A 22,569-nucleotide genomic window follows, 5' to 3' on the forward strand; every position below is an offset into this window, starting at 1 on the left:
AGAGCGCACCTGTGACCAGCACCGAGGAGACCCTGTCCAACCTGTCCAAGGAGGACCGCCGGTTCGAGCCGCCCGAGGAGCTGGCGGCCGACGCGAACGTCCGGGCCGAGGCCTACGACCGGGCGGCGCAGGACCGGGAGGCGTTCTGGGCCGAGGCGGCCGAGCGGCTGCACTGGGACCGCACGTGGGACCAGGTGCTGGACTGGTCGAACCCGCCGTTCGCGAAGTGGTTCGTCGGCGGCACCATCAACGCGGCGTACAACTGCCTGGACCGCCACGTCGAGAACGGTCTCGGCGACCGGGTCGCGCTGCACTGGATCGGCGAGCCCGAGGACGACACCCGCTCGGTCACCTACGCCGAGCTCAAGGACGAGGTCTGCCAGGCCGCCAACGCGCTCACCGAGCTCGGCGTGCAGAAGGGCGACCGGGTCGCGATCTACATGCCGATGATCCTCGAGACGGTCGTCGCGATGCTGGCCTGCGCGCGCATCGGTGCGCCGCACACCGTGGTCTTCGGCGGCTTCTCCTCCGACGCCCTCGCCACCCGGGTCGTCGACTGCGGGGTCAAGGTCGTCATCACCGCCGACGGCGGCTACCGCCGCGGCGCCCCCTCGGCGCTCAAGCCCGCCGTCGACGAGGCCCGAGCCAAGGTCAAGGAGCAGGGCGGCGAGGTCGAGAAGGTCCTGGTGGTCAAGCGCACCGGCCAGGACGTCGACTGGGACGACGACGTCGACGTCTGGTGGAACGACACGGTCGGCGAGGCCAGCACCGAGCACGCGTGCGAGTTCTTCGACTCCGAGCACCCGCTCTACGTCATGTACACCTCCGGCTCGACCGGCAAGCCCAAGGGCATCCTGCACACCACCGGCGGCTACCTCGTCGGCGCGGCGTTCACGCACTGGGAGGTCTTCGACCTCAAGCCGGAGACCGACGTCTACTGGTGCACCGCCGACGTCGGGTGGGTCACCGGGCACAGCTACCTCGTCTACGGGCCTCTGGCCAACGCCGCCACCGGCGTCATCTACGAGGGCACGCCGGACACCCCCGAGAAGGGCCGCTGGTGGAAGATCGTCCAGGACCTGAAGGTCTCGATCTTCTACACCGCACCCACGGCGATCCGCTCCTTCATGAAGCAGGGGCAGGAGATCCCCGACCGGTACGACATGAGCTCGCTGCGCGTGCTCGGCTCGGTCGGTGAGCCGATCAACCCCGAGGCCTACGTCTGGTACCGCCACGTCATCGGCAAGGACAAGACCCCCGTCGTCGACACCTGGTGGCAGACCGAGACCGGCTCGATCATGATCAGCCCGCTGCCCGGCGTCACCGCGGGCAAGCCCGGGTCGGCCATGAACCCGCTGCCCGGGATCGGCGCCGACGTGGTCACCGAGGAGGGCGAGTCGGTGCCCAACGGCTCCGGCGGCTACCTCGTGCTCACCGAGCCGTGGCCCTCCATGCTCCGCACCATCTGGGGCGACGACGAGCGGTTCGTGGACACCTACTGGTCGAAGTACAAGGAGCAGGGCTGGTACTTCGCCGGCGACGGCGCCAAGAAGGACGAGGACGGCGACCTGTGGGTCCTCGGCCGCGTGGACGACGTCATGAACGTCTCCGGCCACCGGCTCTCCACCACCGAGATCGAGTCCGCCCTGGTCTCCCACCCCAAGGTGGCCGAGGCCGCGGTCGTGGGGGCCAAGGACGAGGACACCGGGCAGGCCGTGTGCGCGTTCGTGATCCTCAAGGACGAGGCCGGAGACGGGGGCGAGGACATCGTCGAGGAGCTGCGCAAGCACGTGCGCAAGGAGATCGGCCCGATCGCGACGCCCCGCCAGATCATGATCGTCCCCGAGCTGCCCAAGACCCGCTCCGGCAAGATCATGCGCCGGCTGCTGCGGGACGTGGCCGAGAACCGCGAGGTCGGCGATGTCACCACGCTGGCCGACAGCTCGGTCATGGACCTGATCTCGGACGGGATGAGCTCGGGCAAGGCCGAGGACTGAGCGGGCGCCCGGCCGGCGGCTCAGGCCTCCAGGACTAGACTGGGGGCAACCAGCTTCCGAGCCGGGCTCGTCGAGCCCGCGAGGGCGGCGCGAAGGGTGGACGCCATGACGGCGTCACCAGACCAGGCCACCACCTCATCGACCGGGTCGCCGCGCGACCCGCTCCGGGTCCAGCTCCGAGACACCCCGGAAGCCGGTCACGTCGACGGCGGATGGTGGCCCCGGTCGCGCGACCTGCGGGCCGAGGCGGCCGACCTCATCGACCACCTGCCCACCGAGGTGGGCCGGGTGCACCGGCTGCTGTTCTCGCGGCCCGACTGGGACGACGGCGTGGTCGACGGCAAGGGCCGGCGCCGCATCGAGGCCGCCCGGGGTCCGGTCAAGACCGGGTCCTTCCCGGGCGACGACACCCACCAGATGATCCTGGTCCTGGCCTCCGGCCGGCAGCTGCGGCTCCTGGTCATCCCCTCGGACACCGACCCCGCGGAGGCCGAGCAGCAGCTGCGCGCCGCGGCCGGCGCGACGCCCGCGGGGCGCGGCACCCAGGTCGACCGCACCTGACGCAGCGCCCCTCGTCCGGACCGGGTGGCGTGGCCGGGCGCGGGCCGGGAAGGATGACGGCGTGCGTGCGCCGAGCCTCCCCGCGACCGTCCTCGTCCCCGTCCTGGTCCTGGCCGGCACCCTCGTCGGTCCGCCGTCGCCGGCGCACGCGGCGACGACCTGCCGCGACCAGGCCGCCACGATCGAGGCGAGCGAGGGGACGGTCGAGGGCACGCCCGGTCCGGACGTCATCGTGGTGACCGGGACCAACACCAAGGTGCTGGCCGGTGAGGGCGACGACACGATCTGCGTCGTCGGCGGCGCGGGCGTGGTCGGCGTCGACGCCGGCCCGGGCAACGACGTCGTCGACACCACCGCGGCCGGCGTCCCGACCGACACCGTCCTCGGCCCGGGTGCGGACACCTTCACCGGCGGGCCGCAGAGCGACACGGTCCGCTCGTCGGGTGACGCCGCGACCGACACGGTGGCGACCGGCGCCGGGCGCGACACGTTCACGACGTACGCCAACGGGCCGGTCGTCGTGGACCTCGGGCCGGACGACGACATCCTCAGCTTCAACGCCACGGCCGGCACGGCGGGCAGCCAGCTCGACCTGGGCGACGGCAGCGACCTGCTGCTGGTCGAGGACGCGGTCGACCTCGCGATCGACCTGGCCGAGGGGACGCTGGTGCAGAAGGGCGTGGTCTCCAAGGCGGTCCACGCCGAGGACGTCCAGGCCTCGGGTCGCGACGTGGTCGTGCGCGGCGACGACTCCGACAACGACGTGCGCGTCACCGGCTGCCGGGTCACGCTGTCCGGCGACGGCGGGAACGACGTGCTGGCCCAGATCGGCCAGCCGGCCCAGCCCGACCCCACGTGCAAGGTCAAGGCCACGCTGCGCGGTCAGGGCGGGAAGGACCGGCTGCGCGGGTTCTCCGGGCGCGACACGCTCATCGGCGGGCGCGGCCGGGACATCGCCAACGGCGGCAGCGGCCGGGACCGGTGCAGCGCCGAGCGCGTCCGGCGCTGCGAGCGCTGACGAGGAGCCTCAGCGCGGCGGCCGGGTCTTGATGACCCCACCCTCGACCAGCCGTCGGCGGGCCCGGGTCAGCTTGTAGACCCAGATCGCGACCCCGGCCAGCACCCCGGTGTCGTCGATGAGCCCGAACGGCCCGAGGAGCACCTCCGGCAGCACGTCGACCGGCAGCGCCAGGTAGAACAGCGCGCCCAGCATCGCGACCACGCCGCGCGGCGGGATCTTGAAGCGCCACATCAAGAACGCCACGACCAGCAGCCCGACGACCACGAGGACGCCCACCACGACGAGCACGATCCGCACGAGGTCGCTGACGTCCACCCACCTAGTCTGACGCGGTGACGTCCGTCCCCGGCCTCGGCCGGCTCCGCCAGTCCGAGATCTACCGCGCCGGGGTGCTCGGCCGGCGCCCCGCCGTGCCCACCGACTTCGCCGAGCTCGAGCGCCGCGCGCGCGAGGCCTCGAGCGCCAAGGCCTGGGCGTACGTCGCGGGTGGGGCCGGTGAGGGCCGGACCATGCGCACCAACCGGGCGGCGTTCGACCGGTGGGCGGTGGTGCCGCGGATGGCGCACGGCCAGGCCACGCGGGACCTGTCCACCGAGCTGCTCGGGCGACGCCTGGACAGCCCGGTGCTGCTCGCGCCGGTGGGCGCGGGCGCGCTCATGGGCCGCGACAGCGACGTGCAGATCGCCCGGGCCGGGGCGGCCACCGGGACGCCGTACGTCTTCAGCAACCAGGGCTGCAACCCGCTCGAGCAGACGGCGGCGGCGATGGGCGGGACGCCGTGGTGGTTCCAGCTCTACTGGAGCACCGACGAGGCGCTGGTGGACAGCCTCATCGGGCGGGCCGAGGACGCCGGCGCCAGCGCGCTGGTCGTCACCCTCGACACGACCACGCTCGGGTGGCGGCCGCAGGACCTCAACCTCGGGTCGCTGCCGTTCAGCCGGGGGCTGGGCATCGCGCAGTACACCTCCGACCCGCGCTTCCGCGACCTGGTGCGCCAGCGGGTGGCCGCGGTCCGCGACGGCACGCTCCCGGAGTCCGACGTGGTGATCACCCTCGGCGCGATCCGCTCGCTGCTCTCGATCACCCGCGAGTTCCCGGGCCGCTTCCTGGACAACCTGCGCTCGCCCGAGCCGCGCGCGGCGGTCGAGACCTTCCTCGACATCTACTCCAACCCCGGGCTGAGCTGGGCGCACCTGGAGACGCTGCGCGAGCGGACCCGGCTGCCGGTGGTGCTCAAGGGGATCCTGCACCCCGACGACGCCCGGCGCGCGTACGACGTCGGGGCCGACGCGATCGTCGTGTCCAACCACGGCGGCCGCCAGGTCGACGGCGCCATCGCCTCGCTCGACGCGCTGGTGACGATCCGCGAGGAGGTCGGCGACGAGCCGACCGTGCTCCTCGACAGCGGGATCCGGACCGGCTCCGACGTCTTCACCGCTCTCGCCCTCGGTGCGGACGCGGTGCTGCTGGGCCGCCCCCACCTGTACGGCCTGGCCCTCGCCGGTCAGCGCGGCGTGGAGGAGGTCGTCCGCAACGTGCTCGCCGAGCTGGAGCTGACCATGGCCCTCACCGGTGCCGCCGACCTGGCCTCGGTCACCCGCGAGATGCTGGTGCCCAACCCGAGCGCGTAGTCTCCTGGGTGGTGCGCCGGGAAGTCTGGTCGGCAGTCTGCCGCCGACCCCGGAGCCGCCACCGTGACCGAGTCCCCCCGCCCGCCGTGGCCGCCTGTTCGAGCGCGGCTCGTGGCTCGAGAGCTCGCGCATCGCCGAGCTGCTGCGCGCCGAGACCGTCGGCGGGCTGCTGCTCATCACCGGGGCCGTCGTCGCCCTGGTCTGGGCCAACTCGCCGTGGAGTGAGGACTACGCGGCGCTGCGTGACTGGTCCATCGGGCCCGAGTCGCTGCACCTCCACCTGAGTCTCGGCACGTGGGCGGCCGATGGGCTGCTCGCGGTGTTCTTCTTCGTGGCCGGGCTCGAGCTCAAGCGCGAGTTCGTGGCCGGCGACCTGCGCGACCCGCGCCGGGCCGCGCTGCCCGTGGCGGCGGCGGTCGGCGGGATGGTCGTGCCCGCCCTGGTCTTCGTGGCCTGGAACGCCGGCGGGGACGGTGGGCTGCGGGGCTGGGCCATCCCGACCGCCACCGACATCGCCTTCGCCGTCGCGGTGCTCGCGGTGATCAGCACCCACCTGCCCGCCGGGCTGCGGACCTTCCTGCTCACCCTGGCCGTGGTCGACGACCTGCTGGCCATCACCGTGATCGCGTTCTTCTACACCGACGCGCTGCAGCCGCTCTACCTCCTGCTCGCCGCCGTGCCGCTCGGGCTGTTCGCGCTGCTCGTGCAGCGGCGCATCTTCCCCGCGTGGGCCCTGCTGCCGCTCGCGCTGCTGACCTGGGGGCTGGTGCACGCCTCGGGCGTCCACGCCACGGTCGCCGGCGTCCTGCTCGGCTTCACCGTCCCCGTCGTACGCCGGCGCGAGGGTCCGGGGCCCGGCCTGGCCGAGCACCTGGAGCACCTGGTGCGGCCCATCTCGGCCGGCGTCGCGGTCCCGGTCTTCGCCTTCTTCGCCGCCGGCGTCTCGGTCGGCGGCCTCAGCGGCCTCGCAGACTCGCTCCAGGACCGGGTCGCCCTCGGCATCGTCTTCGGCCTGGTGGTCGGCAAGGCGATCGGCATCGCCGGCTCGACGTACCTGCTCGCGCGCTTCACCCGAGCCGACCTCGACGACGAGCTGGCGTGGGTCGACGTCATCGGCATGGCGCTGCTGGGCGGCATCGGCTTCACGGTGTCGCTGCTCATCGGCGAGCTGGCCTTCGGCACCGGCAGCGTGCGGGACGAGCACGTCAAGGTGGGGGTGCTCGCCGGGTCGCTCGTCGCGGCCCTCCTGGCCACGGTCGTGCTGCGGCTGCGCAACCGCACCTACCGCCGGTTGTGCGAGATCGAGGAGCGCGACGACGACCAGGACGGAGTCCCGGACGTGTACCAGCAGCGCGATGGGTAACCTCAGGGCATGGTCCACGACCCGGCGGGGAGCCCTCGCACGCCTGCGCAGCCCTCACCGGACGACCCGACGATCGGGAAGCTGGTCGCCGACGCCACCCGCGACATCTCCACGCTGGTCTCCAAGGAGATCGAGCTGGCCAAGTCCGAGCTCAAGGTCAGCGTCAAGGCCGGCGGCCTCGGCGTCGGGCTGCTCGCCGGCGCGGCGTTCCTGGCCGTGCTCGGCGTCATCATGCTGTCGTTCACGATCGTCTACTTCATCCACTGGAACGGCAGCGGCCTCTCGCTGCACTGGGCCTACCTGATCGTGACGGGCTTCTGGTTCGCCCTCGTCGCGCTGCTCGCCTTCGTCGGCATCAGGAAGCTCAAGCAGGTCGGGCCGCCGGAGAAGGCGATCGAGCAGGGCAAGGGCATCCCCCGCGCCCTCAAGGGCAAGGCCTAGGCGCGGCCTACCCGGCACAACCCTGGGTCGAGACCTCCTGGGTCGCGGTCCTGCCCTCGGCGGCGGCGTCGCGGACCTGGTCCGCGGTGAGCGCGTAGCCGGTGTCGTCGTCGGTGACCGAGGCGGCGAAGACCACGCCGGCGACCTGGCCGCGTGAGTCCACGATCGGACCCCCGCTGTTGCCGGGACGGACCAGGCCGCGCAGGGAGTAGACGTCGCGGATGACGGTGCCCTCGCCGTAGATGTCGGGTGAGCGCAGGCGCTGCACGGCGCGGACGCGCCCGGACTCGATGTCGAACGGGCCGTCCTGCGGGTAGCCCAGGATCGCGACGTCGTCCTTGGGCTGGGTGGGCTCGCCCTCGCGGGTGAACCGCAGCGGCGGCACCTCGCCGCTGTCGAACTCCAGCACCGCCACGTCGAGCTCGGGGTCGTAGAACACGGTCGTGGCGTCGACCGCGTCGTCGGCGCTGACGTAGACCTGGGGGTCGTCGACGCCGGCGACGACGTGGGCGTTGGTGATGAGCCGCCCGTCGGCGTACACGAAGCCGGAGCCCTCGACGCCGCGCCCGCAGTCGTTGGTGCCGCGGACCTTGAGGACGCTGGCGCCGGCCCGGGTGACGTCGGGGTCGCGCTTCATCCGGGCGTCGCCGGGCTGGACCTCGACGATCCGCTCGGGCGAGAACGGCTCCAGGTAGCGCGGGAAGAACGTCGTCCCCACCACGTTGTTGAACGCGTCGAGCACGCCGCCGGCGCGCGCCGGTAGGACCTCGTTGACCTTGGCCAGCACGGCGGAGCTGCGCACCAGTGGGGTCACGCCGTCGATGCGGGTGCCCGAGACCGCGACGCCGAGGGCCCAGGCCACGACCAGCACCGCGAGGCCGCTGAGCACCGCGCCTCCGATCGCGTCGATCACGCGCGCCGGCTGCCAGGTGATGACGTCGCGGATCCGCGCGCCGGCGAACTGGAGCAGCGCCTGGCCCAGGCACGCGCCGAGGATGACGATGAACAGCGCGCCCAGCGAGACCAGCAGCGACGGGTCGGCGTCGCCCAGCGCGATCGGCGCCAGCCAGACGCCGAGGAGCCCGCCCAGCAGCAGGCCGGCGGTGGCGAAGGCGCCGGTGACGAAGCCCTGCCAGTAGCCCGAGAGCGCGTAGGCCAGGACGAGCACGACGAGCAGCCAGTCGAGGGTGTTCACCGCAGCCCCCGCCGCTGCTCGAACTCGGTGTTGGGCTGCACCTGCTCGCGGTCGACCGGCCGGCCGGCGAGCATGTAGTCGGGCAGCGGGTGCTCGGGGGCGTCGGGGAGGTCCTCGATCCAGCCGAGGAACTCGAACAGCCGGGCGATCACGCCGGCGGTGAAGCCCCAGCAGATGACGTCGTGGTCGTCGCCGATGAGGAAGCCCGGTCCGCGCCAGCCGTTGGGCGCGCGCACGGTGATGCGGTACGCCGGGTCGCGCAGCTCGCGCAGCGGGGCCCGCCAGACCGCGTGCACCTCCTCCGGCGAGACGGTGCTGACCGGGGACGGGTCGCGCCACCAGGCCAGGACCGGCGTGACCGCGAAGTTGCTGACCGGCACCCACAGCGGTGGCAGCTGGGCGAAGACGTCCACGCCGTCGCGGTCCAGCCCGGTCTCCTCCCAGGCCTCGCGCAGCGCGGCCTGCTCGGGCGTCTCGCCCGGGTCGAGCGAGCCGCCCGGGAACGAGACCTGGCCGGGGTGGGAGCGCATGGTGTGGTTGCGCTCGGTGAGCAGCAGGTCGGGCCCGTGCGCGCCCTCGCCGAAGAGCATGAGCACCGCGCTCTCGCGGGTCTCGTCCTCCTCCGGTGGCATGAAGCGGGTGAGGTCGTGGACGGTGATGGAGCTCGCGGCCTCCTCGACCGGCCGCAGCCAGTCGGGCAGGTTGCTCACAGAGCGACCCCGAGGTGCTCCTCGACCAGGTCGACGATCTGCGCCTCGCTGTCGAGGCCGCCGAACTCGCGGTGCGCGATCGCGCCGTCGGCGTCCACGAAGACGAGCATGGGCATGCCCGGGATCTTGGCGAACTCGTCGAACTGCTGCACGTCGCCACCCGGGTCCGCCAGCGAGGGGTAGGTCACGCCGCGCTCCTGCATCTGCTCGAGCGCGCTGGCGGGGTACTGGTCCTGGTAGTCGACGGCGAGCAGCGGCACCTGGTCGGCGTAGTCGTCGGCGAAGGCCTGCAGCGCCGGCATCTCCTCGGCGCACGGACCGCACCAGGACCCCCAGAAACTGAGCAGCATCGGCCCCTTGAGGCTCGCCAGGTCCACGGCCGTGCCGCCGCCGAGGCAGGGCAGCGTGAGCGACGGCAGCTCGCCCCCACCCCGGCCGGGCGTGCAGTCGGCGATCCCGGCCGCGGCCTTGGCCTCGCGCAGTGCGGGGGTGTCGACGTCGACCTTGCTCGCGGCGACCGGGCGGTTGTCGAGCGTGATGCCCTGCGGCTTGCTGTCGCCGGTGCAGGCGGTGAGCAGGCAGACCAGGGCCGCCAGCGCCGCGAGCAGCCTCACGCGCGGCCCTCGGTGCGCAGCAGCTTCTCGGCCGTCGCGCGGTCGGTCGGGCCCTCGCCGTACGACGGGCACCAGCGCGCGATGGGGCACGCACCGCACGCCGGTCGCTGGGCGTGGCAGCAGCGGCGCCCGTGCCAGATCAGGTGGTGGCAGAGCATCACCCAGTCCTTCTTGGGGAACAGCGCGCCGACCGCGTGCTCGACCTTGACCGGGTCGGTCTCCTCGGTCCAGCCGAAGCGGCGCGCCAACCGCCCGAAGTGGGTGTCGACGGTGATGCCGGGGATGCCGAAGGCGTTGCCGAGCACGACGTTGGCCGTCTTGCGGCCCACGCCCGGGAGCTTGACCAGCTCGGTGAGCTTGGCCGGGACCTGGCCGTCGTGGTGCTCGACGAGGGAGGCGCTCAGCTTGAGCAGCGACTCGGTCTTGGCCCGGAAGAAGCCGAGCGGGCCGACGATCTGCTCGAGGTGCTCGCGGTCGGCGGCGGCCATCGCCTTGGCGTCGGGGTAGGCCGCGAACAGGGTCGGGCGGACCTGGTTGACCCGCTTGTCGGTGGTCTGCGCGCTGAGCACCGTGACGACGAGGAGCTGGAACGGGTCGTCGAAGTCGAGCTCGATGGTGGCGTCGGGGTAGGTCTGGCCGAGCACCCGGTCGATCTTGCGGGCGCGGCGCACCAGACTGGTGTGGCTCTCCCCCGCGAAGCGACCGGCCGGCGGGGGGACCGCGGCGGACTGGGGGTCGGGCACCGCACCAGGATAGGTCCGGGCACCCCCCGTTCCAGCGTCGGCGCACGGCCCCGGACCACGGCCCGACCCGCCCACCAGCCGGGTCGGTGGTTCCTGTGACCCAGACCACTGGATAGGATTCCGAGCGGCCGACGGTGCCGCGTGCCCGCCGAGCCTCGGAGCGACCAGCGGAGGACCCAGTGGACAACGACGTGCTTCGCCAAGCGCCGCTCTTCAGCGCGCTCGACGACGAGGCGGCCACCGCGCTGCGCTCCTCGATGGGCGAGGCCCGCCTGCGCCGCGGGGACGTGCTGTTCCACGAGGGCGACTCCGGTGACAAGCTCTACATCGTCCTGGAGGGCAAGGTGAAGCTCGGCCGCACCTCCTCCGACGGCCGCGAGAACCTCCTGGCCATCCTCGGCCCCGGCCAGATGTTCGGTGAGCTCTCGCTCTTCGACCCCGGTCCGCGCTCGGCCACCGTCACCGCCGTCACCGACACGACGTTCGCCTCGCTGTCCCACGAGGACCTGCTGCGCTGGCTCGAGGGCCGCCCGGTCGTGGCCCGCGGCCTGCTGGCCCAGCTGGCCGGTCGCCTGCGCAAGGCCAACGACGTGGTGGCCGACCTGGTCTTCTCCGACGTGCCCGGCCGCGTGGCCAAGGCGCTGCTCGACCTGGCCGACCGCTTCGGCCGCACCGCCGACGACGGCGTGCACGTCCACCACGACCTCACCCAGGAGGAGCTGGCCCAGCTGGTCGGCGCCTCCCGCGAGACCGTCAACAAGGCGCTGGCCGACTTCGCCTCCCGCGGCTGGCTGCGCCTCGAGCCCCGCTCGGTCGTGATCATGGACGTCGAGCGGCTGGCCCGCCGCGCCCGCTGACGTCCCGCAGGAACTTCTCGGCGGCTGACCCCCGGCGGCCCCCTCCTCAGCGTAGGAGTGGGTGAAGGAGGTTCCGGGTGCCTGCTGCCGACGAGCACGGCTTCGACGCGTTCGTCGCCGCGCGCACCGCGGCGCTGGCGCGCACGGCGTACCTCCTGACCGGTGACACCCACCTCGCGGAGGACCTCGTGCAGACGGCTCTGTTCCAGGCGGCCCGGCACTGGGGCCGCATCCACGGCGACCCCGAGCCGTACGTCCGCCGCATCCTCTACACCCAGAACGTCTCGTGGTGGCGCGCGCGCCGGCTGCGCGAGCAGCCGCTGTCGTCGTACGACGCGCCGGCGACGGACCGCGGCGACAGCGACCTGCGGCTGACCCTCCAGGACGCGCTGCGCCGGCTCACGGTCCGGCAGCGGACGGTGCTGGTGCTGCGCTACTTCGAGGACCTCACTGAGGTCCAGACCGCCGAGGTGCTCGGCATCGGCGCCGGCACGGTGAAGTCGATCGGGCGCCAGGCGCTGGCCCGCTTGCGCGCGCTGGCCCCGGAGCTGGCCGACCTGGTCGGGGACGCCTCGTGACGCCCACCGGGCTCCGCGACGAGCTCGACCGGATCGCGGCCGCGGCCCCGTCCGTCGCCGTGCCCCCCACCACCTGGGCGCGGGCCCGGGCCGCACAGCGCCGGGCCCGACTCGCCAAAGGCGCCGCCGCGCTCGCCTGCGTGGCCCTGGTCGGCGGGCTCGTGCTCAGCCACCCGACGGGCTACCGGCCCCCGCCGGTCGCGGACCCCCAGGCCGAGCTGCGCATGCCCTCACACGTCCACGCCGTGCCCGAGCGCGTGCTGGCCGACCCTGGCGCCGTCTCCACCGACCTCGCGGTGGGGCCGGCCGCCGTGGCGTACGGCGCCGAGCACGGCGTCACCGTCGTGGTCGGCGCGGCCGACGGCGCCTACCACCTGCTGGACCTGGGCGGCCCGGTCGGCGGGATCCTGAGCCCGGACGGCACGCGGCTGGCCACCGGCAGCACCGACCACCGCTCGGTGATCGTCGTCGACCTGCGCAGCGGCGCCCGGGAGGAGACCGCGGTCCTGGCGGCAGGCTCGACGTTCCAGCTCGCCGACGTGACCTGGTCCCCGAACGGCGAGTACCTCGGCTGGACGGCGCTTCCGGAGGCCGGTCAAGCCGCGGCGCCACAGGTCGGCAGCCTCCAGGTGATCGGGTCAGCGCGGGAGTACACCGGCACCCTGCCGGCCCGCTACGGCAGCGGACCCGTGGCAGTCTCGGACACCGGCACCCTTGCTGCTGCCTCCGAGGATCAGTGGCGAATCATCGGTCCCTATGGGACGCAGACCGCCCAGGTCCCAGGTCACCGCGGAGAACCTGTCGCGCTGCGGTGGGACGGGACCGACGTGATCGACCTCCGGAACGGCGCGAGCGGGCTCGTTGCCGTACGGCACGGGAGCGATGGTGCTGCCGAGGACCCCGCAGTGCCGCTCCCGCGGGACGTGTCCGTCGACAGCGAGCTGGTGGGCGGGGCGGCGTGGATCGACGCCACACACCTGCTCGTCCACACAGCCAGCGAGGACCTGGCTGTGGTCACCCTGGGCGACCCCACCTCCTACGACGTCGTGGGTCGGGCAGACCGCAACGACGATGGGATGTCTCTGGGCCTGTCCGTCGCCACCGACCTGCTCGCCGACGGCCGCGGCACCGTGGGCCGGCCCGCGCCGGACTGGCCCTGGGCGTGGCCGCAGTGGCTCAGCGCCGTCGTCGTCGGCGTGGGCGTGCTGCTCGTGCTCGGGTGGCTGTGGCGGCGCGGGGGCTACCGGCTGGCCAGGAAGGCCAGCTGGGCGCGCACCGACAGCTCGGCGGCGCCCCACAGCGACTCGTCGACATCGGAGTAGACGACCTCGACCACCCGGCGCGGGAGCTCGTCGTCGTCGGGGTCGGGCCGGTCGACGCCCAGGCGGGCGAGCGCGTCCCGGACCTGGTCCAGGCGCTGGCGCCGGTGCAGGAGGTAGTGGTCGAGCACCCCGAGGGCGTCGTCCAGCACGGGGCCGTGGGCCGGCCAGATCCGGTCGACCTCGCCGTCGACGGCCAGCGCGCGCATCCGCTCGATGGAGTCGAAGTAGGGGCCGAGCTGGCCGTCGGGGTAGGCGACCACCGTCGTGCCGCGCCCCAGGACCATGTCGCCGGCCAGCAGCGCGCGCTCGGCCGGGACCGCGAAGGAGACCGAGTCGGCGGTGTGCCCGGGCGTGGTGACCACGCGCAGCCGCAGGCCGTCGACGTCGAGGACCTCGTCGTCGGCGAGCGGGTCCGCGCGGTGGCAGTACGCCGGGTCGAGGGCCCGGACGGGCGCGCCCTTGCGGCCGGCGAACTCCACCGCGACCTCGGAGTGGTCGTAGTGGTGGTGGGTGAGCAGGACCAGGGCGACGTCGCCGGTCTGCTCGTCCAGCTCGTCGACGTGACCGTCCTCGACCGGCCCGGGGTCGATGACCACCGAGCGGGTCGCGCCGGGCTCTGTGAGCACCCAGCTGTTCGTGCCGTCGAGGGTCATCAGCCCCGGGTTGGGGGCCAGCAGGCAGCGGGCCCGCTCACCGAAGGCGCCGCCGTGCCACTCAGCCACGCGCGTGCTCCTCGAGCACGGTCCGCAGGTGCGGCGGGATGGAGAGCGTCCAGCCGTCGCCCAGCGGCTCGACGTCCGGGGTGTGCATCTCGGCGGTGCGCCCGTGCGCCGCGGCGATGACGTCGGCCGGGTCGGCGTACTGCGCGAGCTCCAGCGACGTGAGGTACGTCGGCGGCAGCATCAGGATCTCGCTGCGCTCGACGCCGGCCACCGCGTCGGCGGGGCGCAGCCAGGCGACCTCGGAGGACTCCGTCGAGACGTCACGGGTGCGCTGGCCCTCGGGCAGCACGGCCACGAAGAACCAGGTGCGGTAACGCCGGGGCTCGAAGACCGGCGTCAGCCACGCGCCCCACACGCCGAGCAGGTCGGTGCGCAGCACCAGCCCGCGGCGGTCCAGGAAGTCGGTCATGGCCAGCTCGCGCGACTCCAGTGCGGCGCGGTCGGCCTCCCAGTCATCGCCGGTGGTGTCCGCGACGACCTCGTCACGGTGCGGTCCGGCCAGCAGGACGCCGGACTCCTCGAAGGTCTCGCGCACCGCCGCGCAGACCAGCGCCCGGGCCATCTCCTCGTCGCACCCGAGCCGCTGCGCCCACTCCGCCGGCGGCGGGCCGTCCCAGGCGACGTCGCGGTCGAAGTCGCGCGGGTCCACGCCGCCGCCGGGGTAGACGCACATCCCGCCGGCGAACTCCATCGAGACCTGGCGGCGCAGGTAGTAGGCCTCCGGCCCGCGCTCACCACCGCGCAGCAGGATCACCGTGGCCGCGTCCCGCGGCTCGACAGGAGCGCGCCGCCCGTCGGCGTACTCGTGCGCGAGGTCGACCAGGTCCTGCGGCAGCGGGACCGGCGGGATGGGGATCTTCATGCTGGTCCGCAGGTCACAGCTCGACGATGACCTCGACCTCGACGGGGGCGCCGAGGGGCAGGGCGGCCACGCCGACAGCGGATCGGGCGTGGACGCCGGCGTCGCCGAAGACCTCGCCGAAGAGCTCCGAGGCGCCGTTGGCGACCTGCGGCTGGCCGGTGAAGTCGGGCGCGGAGGCCACGAAGACGACGACCTTGACGATCCGCTTGACCAGCGCGAGGTCGCCGACCTCGGCGTTGACCGCGGCGATGGCGTTGAGGGCGCACTGCTGGGCGCAGGCGTAGGCCTCCTCCGGCGTGACCTCGGCGCCGACCTTGCCGGTCGCGATGAGCTCACCGGCTCGCATCGGCAGCTGCCCGGAGGTGAAGACCTGGTCGCCGCTGCGCACCGCGGGGACGTACGCCGCGACGGGCTTGGCGACCTCGGGGATCGAGAGGCCGAGCTGCGCGAGGCGCTCCTGCGGGGTGCTCACGCCTCCACCGGCCGCTTGAAGTAGCCGACCAGGTTCTCCGGGTTCATGCCCGGCGCGATCTGCACCAGCTCCCAGCCGTCCGCCCCGAAGTTGTCCAGGATCTGCTTGGCCGCGTGCGTCAGGATCGGCGCAGTCAGGTACTCCCACTTGGTCATGCTCGGCACCCTACTCGCGGGCGCGGCGGGTCAGTCCTGGGGCGTGAACGCGCAGAACTCGTTGCCCTCGGGGTCCGCGAGCACCGTCCAGGACGGGTGCTCGGCGAGCACGGTCGCGCCCGCGTCGACCAGCCGCTGCACGTCGTCGGTGTCGACGTCCCAGTGGATGCGGTTCTTGACCGTCTTGGGCTCGGGCACGTCGCCGAAGACCATCTCGAACGGCATCCCCGGCGCGTCCTCGAACCAGGAGAACGCGTGGTCGTTGGCCTCGTCGGCCGTGTGGTCCTGCACCGTGGCCCCGAACACGTCGGCCCACCACGACGCGATCGCGTGGCCGTCCGCCGAGTCGACGACGACCTCGTAGAGCCGGTACGCCGGCACGTCGGCCCGGGTGAAGACGCAGAGCTCGCCGCCCTCCGGGTCCTCCATGACGTCCCACGGCAGCGGCCCCCAGTCGAGCGGGGTCGCCCCACGCTCGAGGACCTCGCCGGGCCCGGACGCGTGCACGTCGAGGTGCACGCGCTGCTTGGTCGTCACCGGCTCGTCGACCCGGTTGACCCAGACGGCGTGCTGGGGTGTCGGGCCGTCGAGGCGCACGTCGCCGTCGTCGAGCGCCGTGACGCTCAGCCCGAGCGTGGGCGCCCAGAAGCGCCCCATCGCCGCCGGGTCGTTGGCGTCGAGGCAGAGGTCCTTGAACGTCGCGATGGCCACGTCCGCCACCCTAGGGCGGCGTACGGACAGCGCCGACGACTCAGACCAGCTCTGGCTCGGTCTTCTCCCGGACCTCGTCCTCGCTGACGTCCGGGGCCAGCTCGACCAGGCTCAGCCCGGCGGAGGTGACGTCGATGACCGCGAGGTCGGTGATGATCCGCTGGACCACCCCGCGACCGGTGTAGGGCAGCGAGCACTCCTCGACGATCTTGTAGGAGCCGTCGCGTGCGACGTGCTCCATCAGCACGATGACCCGCTTGGCGCCGTGCACCAGGTCCATGGCGCCGCCCATGCCCTTGACCATCTTGCCGGGGATCATCCAGTTGGCGATGTCGCCGTCCTTGGACACCTGCATGGCCCCGAGGATCGCGGCGTCGATCTTGCCGCCGCGGATCATCCCGAAGCTCGTGGCCGAGTCGAAGAAGCTGGCGCCGCGCCGCAGCGTGACGGTCTCCTTGCCGGCGTTGATGAGGTCCGGGTCCTCCTCGCCCTCATACGGGTAGGCGCCCACGCCGAGGATGCCGTTCTCGGACTGCAGCACCAGCTCGACGTCGTCGGCGACGTAGTTCGGCACCAGCGTCGGCAGCCCGATGCCGAGGTTGACGTAGGAGCCGTCGGTCAGCTCCGAGGCCGCACGTGCGGCCATCTCCTCACGGGTCCAGCTCATCGCGCGCGCACCGTCCTCTTCTCGATCCGCTTGTCCTCGGCCTGCTCCGGGGTCAGCGCGACCACGCGCTGCACGAACACCCCGGGCGTGTGCACCTCGTTGGGGTCCAGCTCCCCGGGCTCCACGAGGTGCTCGACCTCGGCCACCGTCACCCGGCCGCACATCGCCGCCAGGGGGTTGAAGTTGCGCGCGCTGTCGCGGTAGACGAGGTTGCCGTGCCGGTCGCCCTTCCAGGCCCGGACCAGCCCGAAGTCGGCCACGATCGCCTCCTCGAGCACGAACTCCTTCGGCCCCTCCTTGGTCTCGAAGGTCCGGGTGTCCTTGGGCGGCGAGGCCACCACGACCTCGCCCTCGCTGTCGTAGCGCCACGGCAGCCCGCCCTCGGCGACCTGGGTCCCGCCGCCGGTCGCGGTGTAGAACGCGGCGATCCCCGACCCGCCCGCGCGCATCCGCTCGGCCAGCGTGCCCTGCGGCGTCAGCTCCACCTCGAGCTCGCCGGCGAGGTACTGGCGGGCGAACTCCTGGTTCTCCCCGACGTACGACGCGACCATGCGCCGCAGCCGACCCGCGCCGAGCAGCAGCCCGAGGCCCCAGTCGTCGACGCCGGCGTTGTTCGACACCGCCTCGAGGTCGCTGGTGCCGGCGTCGAGGAGCGCCTGGATGAGCACCGACGGGATCCCGCACAGCCCGAAGCCGCCGACCGCGACGGTCGCGCCCTCGGGGATGTCGGCGACCGCCTCGGCCGCCGACGTCATCACCTTGTCCATGCCTGCGATCCAAGCCGGGCCGCCGGGGCCGGTCAACGCCCGACCACTGGGCTGACGCCGATCAGTCGGCCAGCGGAACGGTGGTGCGGATAGCGTTCACTGGGTGGACACCCCCTCGGACGTGGTCGGCCGCACCGGCGCCCTCCTGCGCGCGGTGGCCGCCGCCGAGCCGGACGGGGCGACGACGTCCGGTGCGGCCCGCGTGGCCGGGCTGGCCCGGCCGACCGCCCACCGGCTGCTCACCGCCCTGCACGCCCAGGGCCTGGTCGACCGCGGCCCGGACGGCGGGTGGCTGCTCGGTCCCGAGCTCTACCTCCTCGGGACCGCGGCGGCCCGGCGCTACGACGTCACCGCCGTCGCGCAGCCGTTCGTGCGCCGGCTGGCCGACCGGACCCAGGAGAGCGCGTTCTTCTCGGTACGACGCGGCGAGGAGACCGTCTGCCTGCTGCGCGAGGACGGCAGCTTCCCGATCCGCTCGCACGTGCTGCACGAGGGCATCCGCTTCCCGCTCGGCGTGGCCTCGGCCGGGTTGGCCGTCCTGGCCTACCTGCCGGACCGCGAGGTCGCGGACCACCTCGAGCGCGCGGACCTCGCTGCGGCGTACGGCGCGCAGCACGGCACCGGGGCCCTGCTCGAGCGGGTGGCCCGCACCCGCGAGGACGGCTGGGCCGTCAACCCCGGACTGCTGGTCGAGGGCAGCTGGGGCCTCGGCGCCGCGGTGTTCGACGCCGACGAGCGACCCCTGGGTGCGCTCAGTCTGACCGGCATCGAGCAGCGCTTCGGCACCGAGCGCCGCCGCGAGCTCGGCGCGCTGCTGCTGCGCGAGGCGCACGCCCTGACGCTGGCCCTCCGCAGGCCCTAGGGTCGGGCCCGTGAAGCCCCTCCTCGCCGTGGCCGGCCTGGTCGCCGCCGCCGCGCTCGCCCCCCAACCGGCCGAGGCGCTCCAGGCGCCCACCCTCACCGCGGTCGCGACGCCCGACGCGTCGTACCCGCAGGAGGTGGCGCTCAACGGCGACAGCGAGGACATCGAGTTCGTGGTCACCTCCACCGAGGCCACCACGGTCACCACGACGGCGACCGGCGCGGGCCTCTCGGTCACCCCGCGGGCGCCGCAGCCCGTCACCGCCGGGCGGCAGGAGGGGTTCCGCGTCGCCGTGACCGCGACGACGCCCGGGATGCACTCCCTCACCGTCACCTTCTCCGCACCCGGCGCGACGCCGGTCGCCGTGACCCTGCCCTACGTCTTCGCCGAGGGCTCGCCCCTGCCGCCGAGCGGCGGGTCCCTCGCCGGCCGGTCCTACGGGTGGATGGGCTCCCAGAACTACATGGAGGGCTCCACCCGCGCGACCGACCTGCTCTCCTTCGTCAACGACTCCTACGCCTACGTCGGGCTCCCGCCGGCGGGGCTGCCGACGTGCAAGGCGGCCGGCAAGGGCTGCGAGCCCTACTCCTACGACCCGGCCACCGGCGTGGTGCAGGTGGGCGACGACATCGTGGGCAAGGTGCTCGGCGAGGCGCTGGCCACCGACGGCTGGATCGTGGCCGACGAGCAGGTCCCCGAGCAGTTCGCGTCGTACACCGCCTCGGACCCGCTGACCTTCCCCGACGCGGGCACCCGGCTGTCCGGCCGGTGGCACTACCGCTACCACAACTACCCGGTCGGCATCTGGGCGCAGTCGCTGACGCTGCGCAAGGACGGCAGCTACGACCTCTACTTCCAGGTCGAGGACCGCGGCGAGCACCACCACTACGTGGGCCGCTACACGGTCGGCCGGCACGGCCGGATCACCTTCAAGGCCCACGGCTCGGTGGTCGAGAAGGGCACGCTCGCGCTGGTCGGGGCGAGGCTCGGCGAGCCCAAGCCGAAGAAGCTCGGGCTGTGGCTCGTGCTGAGCGGCGTCAAGGGCAAGCACGGCGACGGCAACCGCCTCGATCCGGTCAGGAAGTGACCCCTCAGTAGGCTCGTGGAGTGACTGACTGGCCCCACGTGCAGCTGCACGTGGTGACCGGCAAGGGCGGCACCGGCAAGTCCACCGTCGCCGCGTCCCTGGCCCTCGCACTGGCCTCGCACGGTCAGGACGTGCTGCTCTGCGAGGTCGAGGGCCGCCAGGGCATCGCCCGGATGTTCGACGTCGACCCGCTGCCGTACGCCGAGCGCCGCATCGCCAGCGGCCTGCGGACCGAGGGCGCCGAGGGGCGACCCGGCGTGGTGCACGCGCTGCACATCGACCCCGAGGCCGCGCTGCTGGAGTACCTCGCCATGTACTACCGCCTCGGTCGCGCCGGGCGGGCCCTGGACCGCTTCGGCGTCGTCGAGTTCGCCACCACCATCGCGCCGGGCGTGCGCGACGTGCTGCTGACCGGCAAGGTCTACGAGGCCGTGCAGCGCAACAGCCGCAACAAGGGCGCCATCGAGTACGACGCGGTCGTGCTCGACGCCCCGCCCACCGGCCGGATCACGAACTTCCTCAACGTCAGCGAGCAGGTCGCCGGGCTGGCCAAGATGGGCCCGATCAAGCACCAGGCCGACACCATGATGGAGCTGTTCCGCTCGCCGCGGACCGCCCTGCACTTCGTCACGGTGCTGGAGGAGATGCCGGTCCAGGAGACCGCCGACGGCATCGCCCAGGCGCGCGCCGCCGGGCTCCCGATCGGTGGCGTCGTCGTGAACCTGCTGCGCCCGCGCGACCTGCGGGTCAAGGACCTGACCGCGGCCCGGTCCCGCACCCTCGACCGGGCCGGCGTGGCCGGCGACCTGGCCGGCGCCGGGGTCGCGGCCGACGACGGCCTGGTGGACGCGCTGCTCGACGAGGCGCACGACCACGCCGTGCGCCGCGGCCTGGAGGACGCCCAGCGCAAGCTGGTCAAGGCGCTCGGCGTCCCGACGTACGAGCTGTCGCGGCTGAGCCAGGGCGTCGACCTCGGCGGGCTCTACGAGCTGGCCGCCTCGCTGCGCGCCCAGGGGCTGGCGTGACGCGCTCGCGCCCGCGGGTCGGCCCGCTCGCCGCGCCGGGCTCCAGCGCCGGGACGCTCGACGTCGACGCGCTCCTCGACGACCCGGCCACCGGGATCATCGTGTGCTGCGGCTCCGGCGGCGTCGGCAAGACCACGACCTCCGCGGCACTGGCCCTGCGCGCCGCCGAGCGCGGGCGCCGGGTCGTGGTGCTGACCATCGACCCGGCCCGCCGGCTGGCCCAGTCCCTCGGGATCGCCGCCCTCGACAACACCCCCCGCCCGGTCGCCGACGCCGGCCGCGACGGCGGCTCGCTCGACGCGATGATGCTGGACATGAAGCGGACCTTCGATGAGGTCGTGGAGTCCCAGGCCACCCCGGAGAAGGCCCGCCAGATCCTGGAGAACCCGTTCTACGTCGCGCTCTCGTCGTCCTTCGCCGGCACCCAGGAGTACATGGCGATGGAGAAGCTCGGCCAGCTCCAGCGCGACGCCCGCGCGGCCGGCACCTACGACCTCATCGTCGTCGACACCCCGCCCTCGCGCTCGGCGCTGGACTTCCTGGACGCCCCCGAGCGGCTCTCGTCGTTCCTGGACGGACGCTTCGTCCGGCTGCTGCTGGCGCCGGCCCGCGGCCCGGCCAAGCTGATGACGGCCGGCCTCGGCATCGTGACCGGCGCGCTGTCGAAGATCCTCGGCGGGCAGTTCCTCACCGATCTCCAGACCTTCGTGGCCGCCCTGGACACGGTCTTCGGCGGCTTCCGGGCCCGCGCCCAGCAGACCTACGCGCTGCTCCAGGCGCCCGGCACGGCCTTCCTCGTGATCGCCGCGCCCGAGCCCGACGCGCTGCGGGAGGCGGAGTACTTCGTCGAGCGGCTCAGCGAGGACCAGATGCCGCTCGCCGGCCTGGTCGTCAACCGCGCCACCCCGGCCGCGCCCGGCGACCTGAGCGCCGAGGAGGCGCAGGCCGCCGCCACCCGCCTGCGCCGCACGGGCGACTCCACCACCGCGCCGCTGACCGCCGGCCTGCTGCGGCTGCACGCCGACCGCGCCCGGCTGGTCGAGCGCGAGGCGGTGCTGCGCGCACGCTTCGCCGCCGCCCACCCGTCGGTCGCCACCGCGGTCGTCCCGGCCCTCGCCGGCGACGTGCACGACCTGGACGGACTGCGCACCGTGGGTGCGCTGCTGGCTGGCGACGGGGCCGGTGACGGGCCCGACCGGGCCTGACGGTTGCCTCCGCTTGCCCGCTCACCGCGCGGGCGGTGGACCCTGGGGTGCACCCCCAGGCCCACCCGGGGTGACCGCCCGACCGGGTGGCTTCCTCGGTGTCGGCGCAAGCGCGACACGCCCGTCGTAGGCCTCTGACCTGGGCTTTTCACCCTCCGTGGGTCGTCGGTCTCGGTCGAACGACCTGGCCCCAGGGGGTCGTCTAGTCCCAAGTGACTAGTCATTTATGACTATGGAGGACGAAACGAACACCTGTACTCCGAGACCCCCTCAGATTCGTAACTTTTTGCCTACGGGGAGGGAACGCTCGGGTCCCCCGGGACAGGCGCCCGGCAACACGCGGGGCACAAACAAAACGCTCTCGGAGATGGCAGGGAAGAACGACATGTGGATCGAGGACTGGACCCCCAGTGCGGCGTGCCGGAAGGTGACGCCCGACGAGCTCTTCGTCCGTGGTGCCGAGCAGAACAAGGCCAAGCAGCTGTGCACCGGCTGCCCGGTGCGCACCGAGTGCCTTGCCGAGGCCCTCGACAACCAGATCGAGTGGGGCGTGTGGGGCGGCATGACCGAGCGTGAGCGCCGCGCGCTGCTCCGCCGCCGGCCGACCGCCTCCTGGCGCTCCGTGCTCGAGGCCGCCCGCGTCAAGGCGGAGACCGACCACCAGGTCTCGGCCTGACCCCCAGGCAACCCCCACAACTGAACGAACCCCCAGATCTCCTGACTCGCGTCAGGAACACTTCGCGGCCGGTTGACGCCCTTCCCTGAGGGCCTTCAACCGGCCGCCAGTGTTTGTTGGTCCTCGCTCCGCTCAGACGTGCTCTGCGCGCTTCATCGAACTGCCCCGAGTCCCTCTTTTCGTGCGCTCGCCGCGCAGGGCGCGTCTCGCACCCGAAAAGAGGGACTCGGGACAGTTCGGCGCGCAGAGCCTGCCAGTCGGCTCGGTGCCCCGCCGGTGCGGCGCCCGGGACGCACGCACGACCAGCAACGGCGCACCGGGATCG

The 22,569-nt window shown here is 73.3% G+C and carries 26 protein-coding genes; 14 read left to right on the top strand and 12 right to left on the bottom strand.

What is annotated here, in order from left to right:
- The first annotated feature begins 11 nt into the window (after window positions 1-11).
- The 3 genes from acs (at window position 12) to G5V58_RS20955 (ending at window position 3,576) form a co-directional block, all read left to right on the top strand.
- Complete coding sequence (gene acs, locus G5V58_RS20945) at window positions 12-1,997, top strand: acetate--CoA ligase (protein ID WP_165236939.1); 1,986 nt, start codon at window positions 12-14, stop codon at window positions 1,995-1,997.
- Between the two features lie 105 nt (window positions 1,998-2,102).
- Window positions 2,103-2,558, top strand: coding sequence for a DUF5994 family protein (locus tag G5V58_RS20950; RefSeq protein WP_165236942.1), 456 nt, complete (start codon window positions 2,103-2,105; stop codon window positions 2,556-2,558).
- 61 nt (window positions 2,559-2,619) lie between these two features.
- Complete coding sequence (locus G5V58_RS20955) at window positions 2,620-3,576, top strand: calcium-binding protein (protein WP_165236944.1); 957 nt, start codon at window positions 2,620-2,622, stop codon at window positions 3,574-3,576.
- Between the two features lie 9 nt (window positions 3,577-3,585).
- On the opposite strand, the gene G5V58_RS20960 is transcribed toward G5V58_RS20955, so the two are convergent.
- Window positions 3,586-3,894: a DUF1232 domain-containing protein gene (locus tag G5V58_RS20960; RefSeq protein ID WP_165236946.1), complete on the bottom strand. Its 309-nt coding sequence runs from the start codon at window positions 3,892-3,894 to the stop codon at window positions 3,586-3,588.
- 17 nt (window positions 3,895-3,911) lie between these two features.
- Here G5V58_RS20960 and G5V58_RS20965 point away from each other — a divergent pair, with 17 nt between their 5' ends.
- The 3 genes from G5V58_RS20965 (at window position 3,912) to G5V58_RS20975 (ending at window position 7,014) form a co-directional block, all read left to right on the top strand.
- Window positions 3,912-5,210, top strand: a complete 1,299-nt coding sequence (locus tag G5V58_RS20965; protein WP_230486809.1) for a lactate 2-monooxygenase — start codon at window positions 3,912-3,914, stop codon at window positions 5,208-5,210.
- Between the two features lie 130 nt (window positions 5,211-5,340).
- Window positions 5,341-6,573, top strand: coding sequence for a Na+/H+ antiporter NhaA (nhaA, locus tag G5V58_RS20970; protein ID WP_329957584.1), 1,233 nt, complete (start codon window positions 5,341-5,343; stop codon window positions 6,571-6,573).
- A 9-nt stretch (window positions 6,574-6,582) separates the two neighbouring features.
- Window positions 6,583-7,014, top strand: a complete 432-nt coding sequence (locus G5V58_RS20975; RefSeq protein WP_165236948.1) for a phage holin family protein — start codon at window positions 6,583-6,585, stop codon at window positions 7,012-7,014.
- Window positions 7,015-7,021: 7 nt separating this feature from the next.
- Here G5V58_RS20975 and G5V58_RS20980 read toward each other — a convergent pair whose 3' ends face one another.
- Genes G5V58_RS20980 through nth form a run of 4 tightly spaced genes read right to left on the bottom strand, consistent with a single transcriptional unit; the run spans window position 7,022 to window position 10,276 of the window.
- Complete coding sequence (locus tag G5V58_RS20980) at window positions 7,022-8,209, bottom strand: MarP family serine protease (RefSeq protein ID WP_165236958.1); 1,188 nt, start codon at window positions 8,207-8,209, stop codon at window positions 7,022-7,024.
- The gene (locus tag G5V58_RS20985; RefSeq protein WP_230486810.1) at window positions 8,206-8,919 is read right to left on the bottom strand and encodes an NUDIX hydrolase; all 714 of its coding nucleotides are present in this window, start codon (window positions 8,917-8,919) and stop codon (window positions 8,206-8,208) included. Before G5V58_RS20985 ends, G5V58_RS20980 begins: the two co-directional genes overlap by 4 nt.
- Window positions 8,916-9,533: a TlpA family protein disulfide reductase gene (locus G5V58_RS20990; RefSeq protein ID WP_165236960.1), complete on the bottom strand. Its 618-nt coding sequence runs from the start codon at window positions 9,531-9,533 to the stop codon at window positions 8,916-8,918. Before G5V58_RS20990 ends, G5V58_RS20985 begins: the two co-directional genes overlap by 4 nt.
- Complete coding sequence (gene nth / locus G5V58_RS20995; protein WP_196240532.1) at window positions 9,530-10,276, bottom strand: endonuclease III; 747 nt, start codon at window positions 10,274-10,276, stop codon at window positions 9,530-9,532. The genes G5V58_RS20990 and nth overlap by 4 nt, the downstream gene beginning before the upstream one ends.
- A 179-nt stretch (window positions 10,277-10,455) precedes the next feature.
- On the opposite strand from nth, the gene G5V58_RS21000 reads away from it, so the two are divergent.
- The 3 genes from G5V58_RS21000 to G5V58_RS21010 all read left to right on the top strand — a co-directional run bounded on the left by G5V58_RS21000 (window position 10,456) and on the right by G5V58_RS21010 (window position 13,033).
- Window positions 10,456-11,133 carry a Crp/Fnr family transcriptional regulator gene (locus tag G5V58_RS21000; RefSeq protein WP_165236962.1) on the top strand — a complete coding sequence of 226 codons (678 nt, stop codon included), beginning with the start codon at window positions 10,456-10,458 and terminating at the stop codon, window positions 11,131-11,133.
- Between the two features lie 77 nt (window positions 11,134-11,210).
- Window positions 11,211-11,711: a SigE family RNA polymerase sigma factor gene (locus G5V58_RS21005; protein WP_165236964.1), complete on the top strand. Its 501-nt coding sequence runs from the start codon at window positions 11,211-11,213 to the stop codon at window positions 11,709-11,711.
- Window positions 11,708-13,033, top strand: coding sequence for a hypothetical protein (locus G5V58_RS21010; protein WP_165236966.1), 1,326 nt, complete (start codon window positions 11,708-11,710; stop codon window positions 13,031-13,033). Before G5V58_RS21005 ends, G5V58_RS21010 begins: the two co-directional genes overlap by 4 nt.
- On the opposite strand, the gene G5V58_RS21015 is transcribed toward G5V58_RS21010, so the two are convergent.
- The 7 genes from G5V58_RS21015 to G5V58_RS21045 are packed head-to-tail and all read right to left on the bottom strand — an operon-like array spanning window position 12,952 to window position 17,389.
- Window positions 12,952-13,755, bottom strand: a complete 804-nt coding sequence (locus G5V58_RS21015; RefSeq protein ID WP_230486811.1) for an MBL fold metallo-hydrolase — start codon at window positions 13,753-13,755, stop codon at window positions 12,952-12,954. The genes G5V58_RS21010 and G5V58_RS21015 overlap by 82 nt on opposite strands.
- Window positions 13,748-14,617, bottom strand: coding sequence for an NUDIX hydrolase (locus tag G5V58_RS21020; protein WP_165236968.1), 870 nt, complete (start codon window positions 14,615-14,617; stop codon window positions 13,748-13,750). Before G5V58_RS21020 ends, G5V58_RS21015 begins: the two co-directional genes overlap by 8 nt.
- Before the next feature lie 13 nt (window positions 14,618-14,630).
- Window positions 14,631-15,089, bottom strand: coding sequence for a RidA family protein (locus tag G5V58_RS21025; RefSeq protein WP_165236970.1), 459 nt, complete (start codon window positions 15,087-15,089; stop codon window positions 14,631-14,633).
- A complete protein-coding gene (locus G5V58_RS21030) occupies window positions 15,086-15,244 on the bottom strand; it encodes a DUF4177 domain-containing protein (protein ID WP_165236972.1) in 159 nt (52 codons plus the stop codon). The genes G5V58_RS21025 and G5V58_RS21030 overlap by 4 nt, the downstream gene beginning before the upstream one ends.
- A 30-nt stretch (window positions 15,245-15,274) precedes the next feature.
- Window positions 15,275-15,955, bottom strand: coding sequence for a VOC family protein (locus tag G5V58_RS21035; protein ID WP_165236974.1), 681 nt, complete (start codon window positions 15,953-15,955; stop codon window positions 15,275-15,277).
- Window positions 15,956-15,995: 40 nt separating this feature from the next.
- Window positions 15,996-16,622: a CoA transferase subunit B gene (locus G5V58_RS21040; protein WP_165236975.1), complete on the bottom strand. Its 627-nt coding sequence runs from the start codon at window positions 16,620-16,622 to the stop codon at window positions 15,996-15,998.
- Complete coding sequence (locus G5V58_RS21045) at window positions 16,619-17,389, bottom strand: CoA transferase subunit A (RefSeq protein ID WP_165236976.1); 771 nt, start codon at window positions 17,387-17,389, stop codon at window positions 16,619-16,621. The genes G5V58_RS21040 and G5V58_RS21045 overlap by 4 nt, the downstream gene beginning before the upstream one ends.
- Window positions 17,390-17,492: 103 nt before the next feature.
- Here G5V58_RS21045 and G5V58_RS21050 point away from each other — a divergent pair, with 103 nt between their 5' ends.
- The 5 genes from G5V58_RS21050 (at window position 17,493) to G5V58_RS21070 (ending at window position 22,244) form a co-directional block, all read left to right on the top strand.
- Window positions 17,493-18,251: an IclR family transcriptional regulator gene (locus G5V58_RS21050; protein WP_230486812.1), complete on the top strand. Its 759-nt coding sequence runs from the start codon at window positions 17,493-17,495 to the stop codon at window positions 18,249-18,251.
- Window positions 18,252-18,261: 10 nt separating this feature from the next.
- A complete protein-coding gene (locus G5V58_RS21055) occupies window positions 18,262-19,338 on the top strand; it encodes a hypothetical protein (RefSeq protein ID WP_165236977.1) in 1,077 nt (358 codons plus the stop codon).
- Between the two features lie 20 nt (window positions 19,339-19,358).
- Window positions 19,359-20,363, top strand: coding sequence for an ArsA-related P-loop ATPase (locus tag G5V58_RS21060; protein ID WP_165236978.1), 1,005 nt, complete (start codon window positions 19,359-19,361; stop codon window positions 20,361-20,363).
- A complete protein-coding gene (locus G5V58_RS21065; RefSeq protein ID WP_165236979.1) occupies window positions 20,360-21,568 on the top strand; it encodes an ArsA family ATPase in 1,209 nt (402 codons plus the stop codon). The genes G5V58_RS21060 and G5V58_RS21065 overlap by 4 nt, the downstream gene beginning before the upstream one ends.
- 385 nt (window positions 21,569-21,953) lie before the next feature.
- Entirely contained in the window at window positions 21,954-22,244 is a 291-nt protein-coding gene (locus tag G5V58_RS21070; RefSeq protein ID WP_165239430.1) for a WhiB family transcriptional regulator, read from the top strand.
- Window positions 22,245-22,569 lie beyond the last annotated feature (325 nt).

Origin of the sequence: Nocardioides anomalus (assembly GCF_011046535.1) — a bacterium.
GTDB lineage: Bacteria > Actinomycetota > Actinomycetes > Propionibacteriales > Nocardioidaceae > Nocardioides > Nocardioides anomalus.